Source organism: Bacillus sp. MUM 116, assembly GCF_001866655.1.
Classification (GTDB): domain Bacteria; phylum Bacillota; class Bacilli; order Bacillales; family Cytobacillaceae; genus Neobacillus.
In genome coordinates this window covers 1-16,756 of the sequence record NZ_MLYR01000026.1, presented here as the reverse complement: position 1 = coordinate 16,756, position 16,756 = coordinate 1, and the positions used below count along the sequence as shown (strand labels likewise).

The following is a 16,756-nucleotide window of genomic DNA, read 5'->3' as shown; positions in this document are numbered from 1 at the left end:
CAATGGAAGGAATTTTGCGAATGAAGAAATGGATTGCTTTTCTGACCATCCTGCCAGCAATTGGAGCACTAACTGTTGTAAATAAAGTTGAACCATATGTTTTGGGGCTGCCGTTTATTGTATTTTGGTCGACATTATGGTTGGTTCTCACGTCAGCTTGTTTGATTGTTTGTAACGTCATTTATGATCGAAAGGAGCAAAATAAATGAACAGCTCCATTATCATTATCGGTTTAACCTTGTGCTTAGCGATGTACCTTGGAATTAAAGCAAAAAAAGGGCGGGATATGAAGCTTGAACAGTGGGCCGTTGCCGAAAGAAACTTTGGTTCACTTATTATGTTTGTATTAATGGCTGGAGAAATGTTTTCTACCTTTTGTTTCTTAGGTGCAAGCGGCGGTGCCTATCGCATGGGTGGTCCAATAATTTATGTTTTTTGTGCCATAACCTATGTCATTCCTTTTTGGATCCTGCCTCCGATTTGGCGCTACGCGAAAAAACATAATCTCATTACTCAATCTGATTTCTTCGCTAAGAAATACCAAAGTAAGAATTTAGGATTGCTTGTTGCGTTAATCGGTGTTATTTCAATGATTCCATATATTGTTTTACAATTAAAAGGTTTTCAGATTATTGTTTCGGAAGCTTCATACGGGACAATTCCCCCAAAAATTGCCGTTTGGGTCGGCCTGATTGCGGTAACAATTTTCGTTTATATCTCTGGTATTCATGGCTCGGCATGGACAGCGGTTTTAAAAGATATTCTCATGCTTACAGTCATATTATTTTTAGGATTTTATTTGCCGTTTCATTACTATGGTGGAATCCAGCCAATGTTTGAAACATTAGATAAAGCGAAACCGGGGTTTTTGTTAATGCCTGAAAAAGGCTTAAGTATTTCTTGGTATGTTTCGATTTGTTTAACCATTGCTTTGGGTCAATACATGTGGCCGCACTGTTTCGGCGCCAGCTTGTCATCAAAGAGTGAGACAGCTTTAAGGAAAAACACAGCGATTTTACCTTTGTATCAAATTGTTCTCGTCTTCATTTTATTTATTGGCTTTACGGCAGTGCTGCAAATCCCTAACTTGGAAGGGACGGCCTCCGACTTGGCTTTATTTAAAATTGCCAAAGCTGCCCTGCCGCCTTGGTTTGTCGGAGTGATTGGCGCGGCCGGATTGCTTGCAGCCCTTATTCCATGCTCCTTACTAATTCTTACAGCATCAACGCTTCTTTCAAAAAATATTTATAAGCATTTTAAGCCGAATACATCTGATAAAAAGCTCGCTAAATTAACACGTATTTTCGTTCCGATTCTTGCGTTAATTTCTTTAATTTTCACATTCTATGGCGGTAACACAATGATTGCATTGCTGACAATGGCCTATAGCTTTGTTCTACAGTTATTCCCGCCTCTAGCTTTCAGCTTAATGAAGAAGAATCCAGTCAGCAAGGTTGGCGCTGCCATTGGGATGGTTATTGGGGTGGCAATTGTCGCTTACCAAACGATACAAGGCACAACGATGGCCACCATGTTTCCGCATGCACCGCACCTTATTCAGGATTTAGACATCGGGGTCGTTGCGATTTTAATCAATACGGTTGTTATGCTTGCGATCAGCTTGTTTACTAAAAAAGTTGCAGTGGTTCAAGATGAGCCAATCGGCCAGGTCAGCAATCTATAAAAAATGCAGCTATCCCATGAAGTCTAAAGACTCATGGGATAGTATTTTTTGGCCGATTGGAAAGTATATACTTTCCAATCAGGCATAAGTGCGACTACGCCTCTGTCATCGCCTAACGGCTTGTCAATCGGCGAGTCTTCTTTAAGTGTACGAATTTAGGTAGAAAATGAGGTATTTAAGGATGAAACCAATTCAGATTCTAGTTGAAAAAAATGTCCCTTGCGAGATGAGGGATGGTGTTATTCTTTATGCAGATATTTATCGTCCAAATGAGGAAGGGGCCTTTCCTGTCTTGTTAACAAGACTTCCATACAGTAAAGATTTACCGCATTATTCCCATCGTTATTTAGATACAAACCGACTTGTTGAAAATGGATTTGTGGTAATCATTCAAGACGTGAGAGGGCGTTTTCAGTCCGAAGGGGAATTTCAATCATTCAGACAGGAAGCAAATGATGGGTATGATACTGTGGAATGGGCTGCGGCACTTCCGTTTTCTACAGGTAAGGTCGGCATGTTTGGCATGTCCTATTATGGCTATACCCAGCTAATGGCTGCAACGAAGAAACCGCAGCACTTGGCTGCAATTTTTCCGGCGATGACATTGAATGACCAAAGAAATGGTGCTTCGTACCGAAACGGAGTCTATCAGCCGGGCTTTACAGAAACGTGGACACTTGAATCGATTGCGCCTGATTTACTTATGAGGAAATACAATAATCCGAAAGAAAGAGCAGATTTATTAAGAAATCTTGCTGACCAACTTAATAAATTGGACGAACTATATTATTTTGCTCCTATCAATCAATGGCCACCATTAAAGGAATTCAAAGTTGCTGAATTTTTTTTCGAGGAATTGGAACATCCAATTGAGGATGAAGATTATTGGAAGGAATCTAGTATTGTTGACAAATATGGAGATTTGCAGATTCCAGCCTATCATTTAGGAGGCTGGTATGATTGTTTTATTGGTCCGACTTTAACTAATTATATTGAAATGACTAAAGCTGGACAAAACCAAAAGCTGATTGTGGGGCCATGGGGGCATGGCTATTTTGCCTCGGTTCAAGGCGAATGCTCCTTTGGGGTGCATGCTTCTGGTGATTGGATAAACTTGGAGGGGAATATCACAGACCTCCATATTCGTTGGTTTAATCATTGGCTAAAAGGAATCGATACTGGTCTGGAAGAAGAACCGCCAGTTAAAATTTTCGTCATGGGTATCAATGAATGGCGGGATGAAGGGGAGTGGCCGCTGGCACGAACCCAATACACTCCTTTTTATTTGCATAGCATGGGGAATGCAAATACAAAAAATGGCGATGGATATCTCTCTGTTACTGAACCGGGAAATGAGGGGACGGATACCTTTATATATGATCCCAAAAATCCTGTGCCAACTAAAGGGGGAAGTACCTTGTTTGCCGGTCCATTGACAATGGGTCCATTTGATCAACGAGAGATTGAAGAACGTGATGATGTGCTTGTTTATTCGACTGAGCCATTAACCGAAGCAGTGGAAGTCACCGGACCCGTAAAAGTGAAATTGTGGTCATCTACTGACGCACAAGATACGGATTTCACTGCCAAGCTCGTCGATACCGCCCCCGATGGCAAAGCGATCATCTTAACGGAAGGAATTGTGAATGCGAAATATCGCAATGGCTTTTATCCTGAAAAGGAATTGACAGGGGAAGTGGAGGAGTACGAGATTGACCTTTGGGCCACGAGCAATGTGTTTTTGCCAGGACATCGCATTACGCTTGAAATTTCTTCAAGCAGCTTTCCTCACTATTTACCGAATCCAAATACCGGAAAATCTTTGATTGAGAACAATGAGATGATGAAAGCCAAGCAAACCATTTTTCATAGCGAAAAATATCCATCCCATTTAATCCTGCCAATTATTCCAGTGAAAGAATAAGAAAAGCGCCTTGGTCAGGGGCGACAAGCACAAGACGAGCCGGCGAGAAGGTTGTTCTTTAACCTTCTTAACGGATTGGCTTGTGACCTCGAGCCCCTAGGCGCTGGAGCTGGACAATTCTCAAAGCTATTTATAAATTTTTATATAATAACAAAGACACAAGCTGCTTCCTTAAAAAGGAGTGGCTTTTTTGCATTATTTGTAAGTTCTTACAGGATTTATTCGAAACTTATAGAATTTATTAAAATGATGCAATCATTTATGTAAAGACAAACCAGAGGAGGATGTCTATGTCCCTTGAAAATATGAATCCCACCACTGAAAGAATCCTAATGAATATTGAAAAAGTAATGATTGGAAAGCGGCATGTCGCTGAACTCAGTCTTGTTGCCCTACTTGCTGGGGGTCATGTTCTTTTGGAAGATGTGCCGGGTGTAGGCAAGACAATGATGGTGCGTGCGCTTGCCAAATCGGTAAACGCCAAGTTCCGCAGAATCCAGTTCACCCCTGATTTATTACCGTCAGATGTTACGGGCATTTCGATCTATAATCCAAAAGAAATGGAATTTCAGTTTCGGCCCGGTCCCTTAATGGGAAATATTATCCTTGCCGATGAAATTAATCGAACATCGCCTAAAACTCAATCCGCTTTATTAGAAGGGATGGAGGAAGCAAGTGTCACCATTGATGGTGTGACCCATAAACTTGAGCAGCCATTTTTTGTTATGGCAACACAAAATCCGATTGAATATGAAGGAACCTATCCACTCCCGGAGGCTCAGCTTGACCGTTTTCTTTTAAAAATGAAGATGGGCTATCCCAATTTAAGAGAGGAAATAGAAGTATTAAACCGGGCACAGAAAACTCCGCCCATTCATGAACTGGAACCGGTAATTGACCTTAATGGTCTGCTTCTGCTGCAAAAAGAAATAAAAGAAGTATTCGTCGATGACACGATTAAGCGCTATATTGTCGATATCGTCAGCCGCACAAGAGGTCATGGCAATGTCTATCTTGGAGCAAGTCCAAGGGGTTCGATAGCTTTAATGAAAGCGGCCCAGGCGTATGCATTTATGTATGGCCGTGATTATGTCCTTCCCGATGATATTCAATATTTGGCTCCATTCGTCTTATCCCATCGGATTATTTTAAAATCGGAAGCTAAATTCGAAGGGATTTCTGCAGAAGAAGTCATTAACGGGGTAGTGGGAAGAGTGCCCGTACCGGTTCAAAGGCTTGTGAAGTAAATGAAAAAGGCGGTAAAGCAATTTATAAAAGTTTGGAAATTTACGGTCTTACTTTTTTTGATTGTCTTAACTTTTTCTTATGCAATGTTTCAAGGCGGATTTGTCAGCTGGTTTTTATTTTATAGCTTTTTGCCCTTCGCCCTCTATTGCCTGGTCCTGTCCTTTTATTCTTTGAAAGACCTAACGGTGACAAGGGAAATATCAAAATCAGATTATAATGCCGGGGAACATATGACGGTCAAAATCACTGTTCGAAGGAATTCCTCTTTTCCGTTGTTCTACTTGATGACGGGAGACCATCTTACGGAGTCGATGAATTTACTGCCGTTAAAAACAAACTCAAAGGCACTCCTTATTGCCGGCATGAAGAAAGAGCTTTCCTATGAATACACGATCGATGAACTGCCGAGAGGTGAACACTTCTTTCAGTCGATTACCGTGAGGATTGGCGACCCGCTTGGTTTACTAGAAAAAGAAAAAGCCTTTGACCTTGAAAATAAAATCATGGTCTATCCTGCCTATACAGAACTGCTGTATAGACCATTTGAAAACCACTATGATCAAGGGATGACGGCTTCACGGGAGCGGGTACAGCGCGATACATCCATGGCGATTGGGGTAAGAGAGTACCAGCCGGGGGACCGGTTTTCCTGGATTAACTGGAAGGCATCTGCTAAACGGAATGAAATTATGACAAAGGAATTTGAACAGCGGCAATCACACGATGTATTTGTTGTAATGGACTGTGTGTCGGACCAACACTTTGAGTCGATTGTTTCCTTTACTGCCTCACTTTTAAGGGCAGTATTAACAAAAGGAGCGCAAGCGGGTCTGTTAACGATTAGTAATGAAAGGACCACCTTTCCAATTCGAGGGGGAGAACAGCATCATCAACAGCTTTTATATCACCTCGCAAAAATTGAAGCGAAAAGCTTTGCTCCCTTAGAAAAAGTATTAGAAACAGATGGGCTATTTTTTCAGCAAACCCTTTCCTTTATGCTAGTAACTTCACGGCTGACCAAACAGCTTATCGAAAAAGCAAGCTTTCTTGGACAAAGAAAAGGTTCAATTACGATTTTTTTCATTAAAGCCGAAAAAGAATTGCCGACTGAAAAGGAGCGTTCGCTCATTGCTGTTGCAAATGCTAGGGGTGTTCGGATTGTCATGATCCATGAAGGGGACTTCGCCCAAGCTTTTTCGGAGGTGAATTTCAATTGAGAAATCGAGAATTGTCACCCCTTTTATTATATGTCTTTGGGTTTTTCCTTATATGGGAGTGGATTCGGCCGATTGATCAATTAACGGATACAAGTCATATTTGGATCTTTATCTTGTTCTTGCTTTTATCCATTTTGATGTCTTTTTTTCGAGTAAAATGGATTTTTTCAATCTTAATAAAAGTATTTTATATTCTGTTTTTCATCAATCGTCTTTATTACCAGGAGGGGTTTTTTTACATTGGCTGGCTGACAGCATTTTTGGCTAATTTAAAAAATAATACTGTCTTGCTGTTTTCGAGAAATTGGAATGATTTATCAAACGATTTCCGTTCCTTCTTGTTTTTTATTCTATTATGGTTAATGGTCTATTTACTTCATTACTGGCTGTTAAAACGGCAAAGGATCTTTATTTTTTTCTTTTTGACGCTAATATACATTACTGTTTTAGATACATTTACACATTACAGTGCAAAGGCAGCGATTGTCCGAACAGTAGTCACCGGATTTGCTGTGATGGGGATGCTCACCATTTACCGGATGATTGGAAAGGAAAAGGTACCTAAACAACATGCTGCCCTAAGAAAATGGATGGTGCTGCTTAGTGGGATGATTACCTTGAGCGTCCTGATTGGGATTGCTGCCCCAAAGGCTGCCCCGATTTGGCCTGACCCTGTTCCTTATTTAAAAGGGGATAAGAAATATCACGCTGATGATAATAGTATGGGTTTTCAAACCATTGGTTATGGGACTAATGATGACCATTTAGGGGGACCGTTTATGGGGGATAATAAAACGGTTTTTCAAATAGAAGCCAAGGGGAAGAATTATTGGAAAGTGGAGACAAAAGACATGTATACGGGAAAAGGCTGGGTGTTATCACCGGAATCTGAAACGATTCATTTCAAGGTAGGAGATATTGTCCCTGTTTTCCCTTTTTCCAAAAACGTACAAACGGATAAAGAAACAGCTAGAGTATTTCCGGTTGAGGGATACCGATTTCCCCATATTATCTATCCTGCTGGGATTAGGAAGATAATGAGCGTCCATTCTAACCTTGGGGGAGGAGATACGTTTAGCCTTGATAATAAGATGGAGCGAATTCTTGTACTTGGCAGTAACAAACAACCGATTGTACCGAATCTTTATACCATTGAGTTCGATATTCCGAAATATCAGGCAAAGGATTTAAGGCAGACTAAGAAATTTGACGCGAAAGTGATGGAGCCTGCTATGTATAAAAAATATACGCAGCTGCCTGAAGAACTGCCTCAAAGGGTGACCGATTTGGCTAAAAAAATAACCTCAAAGGAAAAAAACTGGTTTGACAAAGCCAAGGCGGTAGAAAACTATTTTAGTCGGATGGAATATACCTATGAACAAAAAGATGTTCCAATGCCAGGAATGAACGATGATTATGTGGACCAATTTTTGTTCGAGACAAAGCGCGGCTACTGTAATAATTTCTCTTCTTCGATGGCTGTCTTGCTGCGGACAGTTGGGATTCCAACACGCTGGGTTAAGGGATATAATGGCGGAGAATTTTTACAATATAGCAAGACGGATCCATCCAAACTAATTTATGAAATTACCAATAATAATGCTCATTCATGGGTTGAAGTGTATTTCCCGAATCAAGGCTGGGTTCCGTTTGAACCAACAAAGGGTTTTTCAAATGATGTTGCGATTAATTATTTGGATGGCACAACCACCTCAAGCGGTACGGCAGCGGCAGTACCTGTCATGAAACCTGTGAAGAATCCGGATATGGAAACAAAAAATGCGAAGGGTTCCGGAAAATCTGCAGACCAAAAGAGTATGCTAAAGAAGATCAAAGTAATTTTTAAGAACCATTGGAAGCTGGTAGGTCTCGTCCTATTTGTTGCCCTAGGAGTTGCAGGGATTCTTTATCGATTCCGTGGAAAATGGTATCCGTATCTGCTTTTGATTAGATTCCGCTTTAGGAAAAAGGATGAAAATATTGGTTCTGCCTATTTAATTTTATTAAAACAGCTCAATCGATACGGCGTAACTCGAAAGGAAGACCAAACATTAAGGAATTACGCCCGCTATGTTGATGCATTTTTTTCAACTGAAGAAATGACGTATTTTACATCAAGATATGAGCAGTATCTTTATCATAATCAACTGCCGGAGGGAAGCTGGAAGGAAACACGTAAATTGTGGGAAAATTTAATTAAAAAGACAATCGCTTGACCGAAAAAACAACCTATTGTTACAATAAGTTTTAATTCAATAGGGTTATTTACGTTACCTTCATATATCCTCGATGATAGGGTTCGAGAGTCTCTACCGGGCTGCCGTAAATGGCCTGACTATGAAGGCAGAAAGTTATTCAAGCTATTTTGCGAGAAAACTAGATTCTGCCTTCCTATTTTTTTGGTTGCAGAAGCTAGTTTTCTTTTTTTTATTTATTTTTTCAATTGTAGTAAAAACTATTGTAAATTGCATGAAATTAAAAAAGAGGTGGCCGCGTTGTCAGGTAAACAAGATATGATTGTTGTTTTAGATTTTGGAAGCCAATATAACCAGCTTATCACCCGACGCATTCGTGAGTTTGGTGTATATAGTGAGCTTCATCCCCACACGATTACAGTAGAAGAAATCAAAAAGTTAAATCCGAAAGGGATTATTTTTTCTGGTGGTCCAAATAGTGTTTATGATGAAAATTCTTTCCGCTGTGATGAAGGAATTTTTGAAATGGGTCTTCCAATCCTGGGGATTTGTTATGGGATGCAATTAATGACCGTTCATTTTGACGGAAAAGTGGAAAAGGCAAAGCAGCGTGAATATGGAAAGGCAACGATGACGATTCAAAATCCGTCTGCCTTATTTAACGAACTTCCTAATGAGCAGGTTGTCTGGATGAGCCATGGTGATTTGGTGGTCGAAGCTCCTGCAGGCTTTACAGTCGACGGAACAAATCCACACTGTCCAATTGCGGCAATGAGTGATGAAGGAAGAAAACTTTACGCAGTACAATTCCATCCGGAAGTTCGTCATTCCGTTTATGGAAACGAACTTCTTAAGAATTTTGCTTTCAACGTTTGTGATTGCAGCGGCGATTGGTCGATGGAAAACTTTATTGAAATGGAAATGGAAAAAATCCGCCAGACTGTTGGCGATAAAAAAGTCCTTTGTGCGCTTAGCGGCGGGGTAGACTCATCTGTTGTGGCTGTCTTAATCCACAAAGCAATTGGTGATCAGCTGACATGTATTTTTGTTGATCATGGATTACTTCGCAAAAACGAAGCAGATAGTGTTATGAAAACTTTCTCGGAAGGTTTCCATATGAATGTCATTAAAGTGGATGCAAAAGAACGTTTCCTTTCTAAATTGGAGGGTGTTTCTGATCCAGAGAAAAAACGTAAAATTATCGGAAACGAATTTATTTATGTATTTGATGATGAAGCAACGAAGCTTGAAGGAATTGAGTTTTTAGCACAAGGTACGCTTTATACCGATATTATTGAAAGTGGAACAGCTACAGCCCAAACGATTAAGTCTCACCATAATGTCGGTGGTCTTCCTGAAGATATGCAATTCAAATTAATTGAACCATTAAATACATTATTTAAAGACGAAGTCCGTGCCCTTGGCACCGAGCTTGGAATTCCAGATGAAATTGTTTGGCGCCAGCCATTCCCAGGTCCTGGTTTAGGGATCCGTGTATTGGGAGCTATTTCTGAAGATAAATTAGAAATTGTTCGTGAATCCGATTGGATTTTACGTGAGGAAATAAAAAAGGCGGGCTTAGACCGCGATATTTGGCAATATTTCACGGTTCTTCCGGATATTCGCAGCGTTGGAGTTATGGGCGATACCAGAACATATGATTACACCATTGGAATCCGTGCAGTTACCTCCATTGATGGGATGACATCAGATTGGGCGCGAATCCCGTGGGATGTATTAGAAAAAATCTCAACTCGAATTGTCAATGAGGTAGCTCATATTAACCGTGTGGTTTACGATATTACCAGCAAGCCGCCGGCTACAATTGAGTGGGAATAAATAAATAAACATTAGAAAATACGAATGTTTTTATTTTTATAATAAAAAACGTTCGTATTTTTTATTGACAGAAAACTTTGTCCTTGTTATGATACTTACGTACTAAAGAATTTGTCATATTGTGTCGTATAATATTGGGGATATGGCCCAAAAGTTTCTACCGAGCTACCGTAAATAGCTTGACTACGAGGCAAGTTTTTAATAGAGGGACCGATACACCCCCTTATTATCTACATATGCCTTCAGTCAACGCTTCGGTGGATACCGGAGCGTTTTTTGGTAAATTTAAAGGATATAGAATCAATTTTAGGGGGAAGTAAATTGAAAAACTACTTTCAGTTTGAGAAATTAGGGACAAGTTACCGCCAAGAATTTATGGGTGGTATGACTACCTTTTTGGCTATGGCCTATATTTTAGTCGTTAATCCGCTGACATTAAGCCTTGCCAGTATTAAGGATCTGCCAGATGCATTAAGAATGGATCAAGGTTCTGTTTTCGTAGCAACAGCAGTTGCCTCAGCGATTGGTTCGATTGTGATGGGGCTTTTAGGAAAATATCCCCTGGCATTAGCACCGGGGATGGGATTGAATGCATTCTTTGCCTATACTGTTGTACTAGGAGATAAAATACCATGGCAGCATGCACTTGGTGCTGTTCTGATTTCGGGTGTATTCTTCTTTCTCTTAACTCTTACAGGACTTCGGGAAAAAATCATCAATGCCATTCCGGTTGATTTAAAACATGCAGTCGGTGCCGGGATTGGCTTATTTATTACTTTTCTTGGTCTTCAGGAATCAGGGATTATTGTAAAAAATGATGCAACCCTTGTTGGTTTAGGGGATCTATCAAATGGTCCGACCTTACTAGCGATTTTTGGTCTTGTGATAACAGTTATTATGATGACAAGAGGAATTAAAGGTGCTGTTTTTTACGGGATGATTATTACTGCGATTGTCGGGATGATTTTCCACTTGATTAAGGTTCCCACGAAAGTAGTGGACGTTGTTCCAAGTGTAAAACCAACATTTGGTGCAGTCTTTTCATCGTTTAGTGATCCTTCGTTCTGGTCAACTGGAATGGTTGGAATTGTCTTAACCTTTTTATTTGTTGATTTCTTTGATAATGCAGGAACGCTTGTTGCTGTTGCAAACCAAGCAGGGCTAATGAAAGATAACAAGCTTCCAAATGCCGGTAGAGCGTTGCTTTCGGATTCAATTGCGACCATGGCGGGAGCAGTTCTTGGTACATCAACGACTACTTCTTTTGTAGAATCAACAGCTGGAGTAGCATCTGGAGCGAGAACAGGATTTGCATCCTTAGTAACAGCTGGTTTCTTTATTTTATCACTTTTCTTCTTCCCTTTATTATCGGTCATCACATCACCTGTAACAGCGCCAGCGCTTATTATTGTCGGAGTGTTAATGGTTAGCTCTATTGGGGAAATTGATTGGAAAAAGTTCGAAATTGCCGTGCCGGCATTCCTAACCATGATTGCGATGCCGCTTTCTTATAGTATCGCAACAGGTATTGCGATTGGGTTTATTTTCTACCCAATTACCATGATTGTAAAAGGGAGAATTAAAGAAGTTCATCCAATCATGTATTTCTTCTTCATTATCTTCCTGATTTATTTTATATTGCGATAAACGGATGAAAGGACCTCAGCGATTGCTGGGGCCTTTTTTGTCGAGTTTTTGCCAATATTGCCGGGGGAATGGTCGAAAATTGCCGTTGACTTCCTGTATTCTCTCTTTTACGATGAGGATACGAAGGTTAAATGGGAAATGGGGATAAGGGTATGGCAAAATTACTGATTGATAAAGTGTTGAATAACAATGTTTTGATCGCTAAACACCCTTCCTATGAAGAAGTTGTTTTAATTGGCAAAGGTATTGGTTTTAATCGGAAGCAGGGAGATTTTATTGAGACGGATAAAGTGGAAAAGCTTTTTGTTTTAAATAATGAAAAGGAACAAGAAAGCTATATCAAGCTGCTCCCTTTTATTGATAACGAATTTCTTGAAGTGATTATTTCTGCTATTGATCTGATTAAGCAAAGAACCGATTCACAGCTTAACGAACATATCCATGTTGGCTTAACGGACCATTTAATGTTTGCGATTACAAGAGCATCACAGGGGATGGAAATGTCCAACCCGTTTTTAGTTGAAACAAAAGCGTTGTATCGGCATGAATACGAGGTAGCATCAGAAGTTGTCACGTTTATTAATGAGAAGACGGGGGTAAACCTTCCGGATGGTGAGATAGGATTTATCGCATTGCATATTCATAGTGCAATTACAAATAAAAACCTCTCCGATGTAAACCGGCATTCTCAGCTGATTAGCAGGCTAGTCGAAATGGTAGAGGAACAGCTTGACATCGAAATCGATAAAGAAAGCATTGATTATATGCGTCTTGTACGTCATCTTCGCTTTGCGATTGAAAGAGTGCAGAAAGGGGAGCGTGTGGAGGAACCGGAAAAAATTGCTTCCCTATTGAAAGAAGAATACCCTGTGTGCTATAATCTCTCGTGGAAGCTCATTAAGGTAATGCAGCAATCATTAAAGTTGAAAGTCTATGATGCAGAAGCCGTTTATTTAACGATGCATTTGCAAAGGCTTCAAAAGAAAATTAAATAGCTATTATTTTTTACGTGTTACTGATTCGATCAGGCATGAGTGAAAAGTATTAATGAATTAAAGTGTAAGGGGAAATCTATGCCCAAACACTAATTCAGTATACTTTTACTCATGCCTTTTTTTGTTGGTTTTTAAACCATAAATGAAAACGCTTAATGAGCTCGAAAAAAATAGGGGGGTTTTTATCATGTTCAAAAAACTTTTTGGTGTTTTGCAAAAAATCGGTAAAGCATTAATGCTTCCAGTTGCAATCCTTCCAGCTGCGGGTATTTTGTTGGCACTTGGGGATGCTTTGCAAAATGAAACATTATTGAACTTGGCTCCATTTCTTAATAACCATGGGGTAGCGATGGTTGCAAGTATAATGGACCAAGCGGGTAATGTTATTTTTGGGAATCTTCCATTACTCTTTGCAGTAGGTGTAGCCGTTGGGCTTGCGGGGGGAGATGGCGTTGCCGGTCTCGCTGCGATTGTGGGATTTCTTATTATGAATGCAACGATGGGTACAGCATTAGGAATTGATGCAAAAGACATAGCAAGAGATCCGAACAGCTACGCAACTGTTTTAGGGATACCAACACTAGTTACCGGCGTGTTTGGCGGGATTATTGTTGGGGTTGTTGCAGCGACCATGTATAACAAATTTTATACCATTGAATTGCCGCCATATTTAGTTTTTTTTGCCGGTAAGCGTTTTGTTCCTATTATTACGGCAGCGAGTGCTGTTGTTCTTGGTTTACTTATGATTGTCATTTGGCCGCCAATCCAAAACGGCTTGAACTATTTCTCAACGCATATGGTGGATGCAAACCTTACACTTTCTGCGTTTATCTTTGGGGTAATAGAACGTGCGCTTATCCCATTTGGATTGCATCATATTTGGTATAATCCCTTCTGGTATCAATTTGGAAGCTATACGACTAAAGCTGGACAAATTATTCATGGTGACCAGGCGATTTTCATGGCTCAAATTAAAGATCATGTGAAACATTTGACAGCTGGTACATTTACAACTGGTAAATATCCATTCATGATGTTTGGTCTTCCAGCAGCAGCTTTAGCAATTTACCATGAAGCAAAGCCTGAAAGAAAGGCGGTAGTCGGCGGTTTAATGTTCTCGGCTGGTTTAACGGCTTTCTTAACAGGTATTACAGAACCAATTGAATTTTCATTTTTGTTTGTAGCACCGGTATTATTCGGTATTCACTGTATTTTTGCTGGTTTATCCTTTATGGTCATGCATATATTAAATGTAAAAATCGGTATGACTTTCTCTGGTGGATTAATTGACTATACATTGTTTGGTCTAATTAACCCACAAACACATGCGTGGTTAGTAATTCCGGTAGGTTTAGTCTTTGCGGTTATTTATTACTTTGGATTCCGTTTTGCCATCCGTAAATTTGACCTTAAGACACCTGGGCGCGAAGTAGATGAAGTTGAAACAGAAGAATCAACAGGAAAAGCTAGGTCAGGTGACCTTGCTCTAAATATTTTAGAGGCGATGGGTGGACAGAAGAACATTGCTCATTTGGATGCATGTATTACCCGACTTCGTGTATCTGTAAATGATATTAAAGATGTAGATAAAAACCAATTGAAAAAATTAGGTGCCGCAGGGGTTCTTGAGGTAGGGAATAATATCCAGGCAATCTTCGGGCCTCGTTCTGAAACCATCAAAGGGCAGATGAAAGATATTATGGAAGGAAAACGGCCAACGGCAGCAGCCTCACCAGAAAAAGCTAATCTACAAGCTGTTTCAACAGGTAATGCTGGTAAAGATGATTTTGTCGCTCCGTTAAAAGGAGAAATTAAACCAATCACAGAAGTTCCTGACCAAGTCTTTGCCGGAAAAATGATGGGCGACGGCTTTGCGATTGTTCCAACAGAAGGAACTGTGGTCTCACCTGTTGATGGATCAATCGTCAACCTGTTCCCAACGAAACATGCAATTGGAATCTTATCGGATGGCGGCCGTGAAATCCTGATTCATGTTGGAATCGACACGGTTAATTTGAAGGGTCAAGGGTTTGAAACATTAGTGGCTGAAAATGATCGGATTGTAAAAGGACAACCTTTATTAAAAGTTGATTTAGATTATGTAAAAGAGAATGCTACTTCTACGATTACACCAATCGTTTTCACGAATTTAGCTGAAGGTGAGAAAGTTGTTCTTGAAAAACAAGGGCAAGTGGACTTGAAGCAAGAAAATATTGTTAAAATTACAAAATGATTAGTAAATGAAACCGGCCTTTTAATAAGGTCGGTTTTTTGTGAGATAAGAAACCATCATGGATTCGAGAATTGTCCAGTGCAAGCGTCCTGCCCCTCGAGGTCACAAGAAAATCCGTCCAAAAGGTTAAAGAACAACCTTTCGGCCGGATTTTCTTGTGCTATGCCTGAGGCAGAGCAAGGCGCTTTCGCTTTTCTTATCTGATTTGGTGTATTAAAATTTTGAAATAACAAATGGTAAACGTATAATGGATTCAGAAAGGACAGCTTAATCGAGAGGTGGCATTTTTTTGCGAAAAAAAAAATCATTCCAATGGGCCTTCAGTATTATTGTCTGCTTTTTAATTATTGCCATATCGGCGTTCAATGTATTTGGAAATATGCATTCACAATTGCAAGGGGACCTTAAGAAAAGGCTTGGAGCTTTTATGGATAAAAAAGCAGTAGAAAGTCAATTTAATGGTGTCGTACTTGTTGCAAAGGGTGGAAAAGCTGTATTTGAAAAAGGCTATGGATTTGCTAATAAAGAGAACGGGATTCCTAATCAGCTAAACACCCAGTTTCGTATTGCTTCGTTAACGAAATCTTTTACAGCAGTTTCCATTCTACAGCTTGAAAGGGAAGGGAAATTGAAAACGACAGATCCCATTTCAAAATATATAAATCATTTTCCTGATGGAGATAAAATTACGATTCAAGATTTGCTGACACACAGTTCCGGGGTAGCGGATCATTTTAACCTTACAGATACAACTAAGCCTATCACGATGAATGCATTTATTAATTTAATGGAGAAACAAACTTTGAGTTTTAATCCTGGAACAAAATACCAATATTCCAATACAGGCTATATGATTCTTGCTTATATTATTGAAAAAGTTTCCGGAAAAAGTTATCAGACCTATTTTCAAAATCATATTTTCAAACCAGCCGGCATGAATTCTACCTATTTAAGAAAAGTGGATGCAAACAATTTTGCAAATGGGTATAAAAATATGAAGAAAGTGGTCGAGAGTGATGACGAAAGCCAGCTTGCAGGAGCAGGGGATATTATTTCAACTGTAGGGGATATGTTAAAATACAATAATGCTATCCATAACTTCAAAATCCTTTCACCGACAGAGGTCGTAAAAATGGAGACGGGCTATATCGACACCGATCAATGGGGTGTTTTTAAGTATGGGTATGGTTGGAAGATTGCAAATAACTTTATAAGTTTTGGCAGACCGATGATTGAGCATAACGGCAGCCTGCCGGGATTTAAATGTGAATTGGTTGATTTTATAAAAGATCGGGTAACGGTCATTGTACTTTCTAATAATAATGGAACATGGAATTCAGGAGCGCTGGCGCGTGAATTAGCTTCATTATGTTTAGGAACAAAATATTGGTTTTACCAGCAATACTTTTAAATCCATTCAGTATTAATGGAAAGAAAGTGATTCTGAAAGGCAAACAACGAGCGATTACAAGAAAAGTTTTAAAAAGTGTTGACTTATAGATGGGAATGGTGGTACTATATTTAAGCAGTCGTTAATGACGGATTAACAACATGATGATAAAAAATATCAAAGTGGATGTTGACAAATCATTAACGAGGTGGTACTATAATATAGTTGCTTCTGAAAGAGATATTTAGAAGTAACTGCAGGTTATTAAAGATTGTTCTTTGAAAACTAAACAAACAAAAACGTCAACAAACAATAATAATCGTATTTCTTCTATTATATAGAAAATACGAGCCAACGTAAAATTCGAGCTACATCAACTTTCTT

General features: G+C 39.6%; 11 protein-coding genes and 2 riboswitches. All 11 genes read left to right on the top strand.

Translation table 11 applies throughout. From position 1 onward, the window contains the following. Positions 1–20: 20 nt before the first annotated feature. The 11 genes from BIV60_RS07170 to BIV60_RS07120 all read left to right on the top strand — a co-directional run bounded on the left by BIV60_RS07170 (position 21) and on the right by BIV60_RS07120 (position 16,393). Positions 21–209 carry a DUF3311 domain-containing protein gene (locus BIV60_RS07170; RefSeq protein ID WP_071355046.1) on the top strand — a complete coding sequence of 63 codons (189 nt, stop codon included), beginning with the start codon at positions 21–23 and terminating at the stop codon, positions 207–209. Beyond that, entirely contained in the window at positions 206–1,684 is a 1,479-nt protein-coding gene (locus BIV60_RS07165; protein ID WP_071355045.1) for a sodium:solute symporter family protein, read from the top strand. The genes BIV60_RS07170 and BIV60_RS07165 overlap by 4 nt, the downstream gene beginning before the upstream one ends. Positions 1,685–1,865: 181 nt before the next feature. Further along, a complete protein-coding gene (locus BIV60_RS07160) occupies positions 1,866–3,608 on the top strand; it encodes a CocE/NonD family hydrolase (protein WP_071355044.1) in 1,743 nt (580 codons plus the stop codon). 290 nt (positions 3,609–3,898) lie between these two features. Continuing rightward, positions 3,899–4,855 carry an AAA family ATPase gene (locus BIV60_RS07155; protein WP_071355043.1) on the top strand — a complete coding sequence of 319 codons (957 nt, stop codon included), beginning with the start codon at positions 3,899–3,901 and terminating at the stop codon, positions 4,853–4,855. Further along, on the top strand, positions 4,856–6,073 hold the full coding sequence (locus BIV60_RS07150) for a DUF58 domain-containing protein (protein ID WP_071355042.1): 1,218 nt from the start codon (positions 4,856–4,858) through the stop codon (positions 6,071–6,073). After that, the gene (locus BIV60_RS07145) at positions 6,070–8,289 is read left to right on the top strand and encodes a transglutaminase TgpA family protein (protein ID WP_071355041.1); all 2,220 of its coding nucleotides are present in this window, start codon (positions 6,070–6,072) and stop codon (positions 8,287–8,289) included. Before BIV60_RS07150 ends, BIV60_RS07145 begins: the two co-directional genes overlap by 4 nt. Positions 8,290–8,329: 40 nt before the next feature. Beyond that, positions 8,330–8,431, top strand: a riboswitch (purine riboswitch). A 155-nt stretch (positions 8,432–8,586) separates the two neighbouring features. Then, complete coding sequence (gene guaA, locus BIV60_RS07140; RefSeq protein ID WP_141770421.1) at positions 8,587–10,107, top strand: glutamine-hydrolyzing GMP synthase; 1,521 nt, start codon at positions 8,587–8,589, stop codon at positions 10,105–10,107. 104 nt (positions 10,108–10,211) lie between these two features. Next, positions 10,212–10,313, top strand: a riboswitch (purine riboswitch). Between the two features lie 115 nt (positions 10,314–10,428). Next, positions 10,429–11,754: an NCS2 family permease gene (locus BIV60_RS07135; RefSeq protein ID WP_071355040.1), complete on the top strand. Its 1,326-nt coding sequence runs from the start codon at positions 10,429–10,431 to the stop codon at positions 11,752–11,754. Between the two features lie 152 nt (positions 11,755–11,906). Next, on the top strand, positions 11,907–12,749 hold the full coding sequence (glcT, locus tag BIV60_RS07130) for a glucose PTS transporter transcription antiterminator GlcT (protein ID WP_071355079.1): 843 nt from the start codon (positions 11,907–11,909) through the stop codon (positions 12,747–12,749). A gap of 187 nt (positions 12,750–12,936) precedes the next feature. Then, on the top strand, positions 12,937–14,982 hold the full coding sequence (ptsG, locus tag BIV60_RS07125) for a glucose-specific PTS transporter subunit IIBC (protein ID WP_071355039.1): 2,046 nt from the start codon (positions 12,937–12,939) through the stop codon (positions 14,980–14,982). Positions 14,983–15,271: 289 nt separating this feature from the next. After that, the gene (locus tag BIV60_RS07120) at positions 15,272–16,393 is read left to right on the top strand and encodes a serine hydrolase domain-containing protein (protein WP_071355038.1); all 1,122 of its coding nucleotides are present in this window, start codon (positions 15,272–15,274) and stop codon (positions 16,391–16,393) included. Positions 16,394–16,756 lie beyond the last annotated feature (363 nt).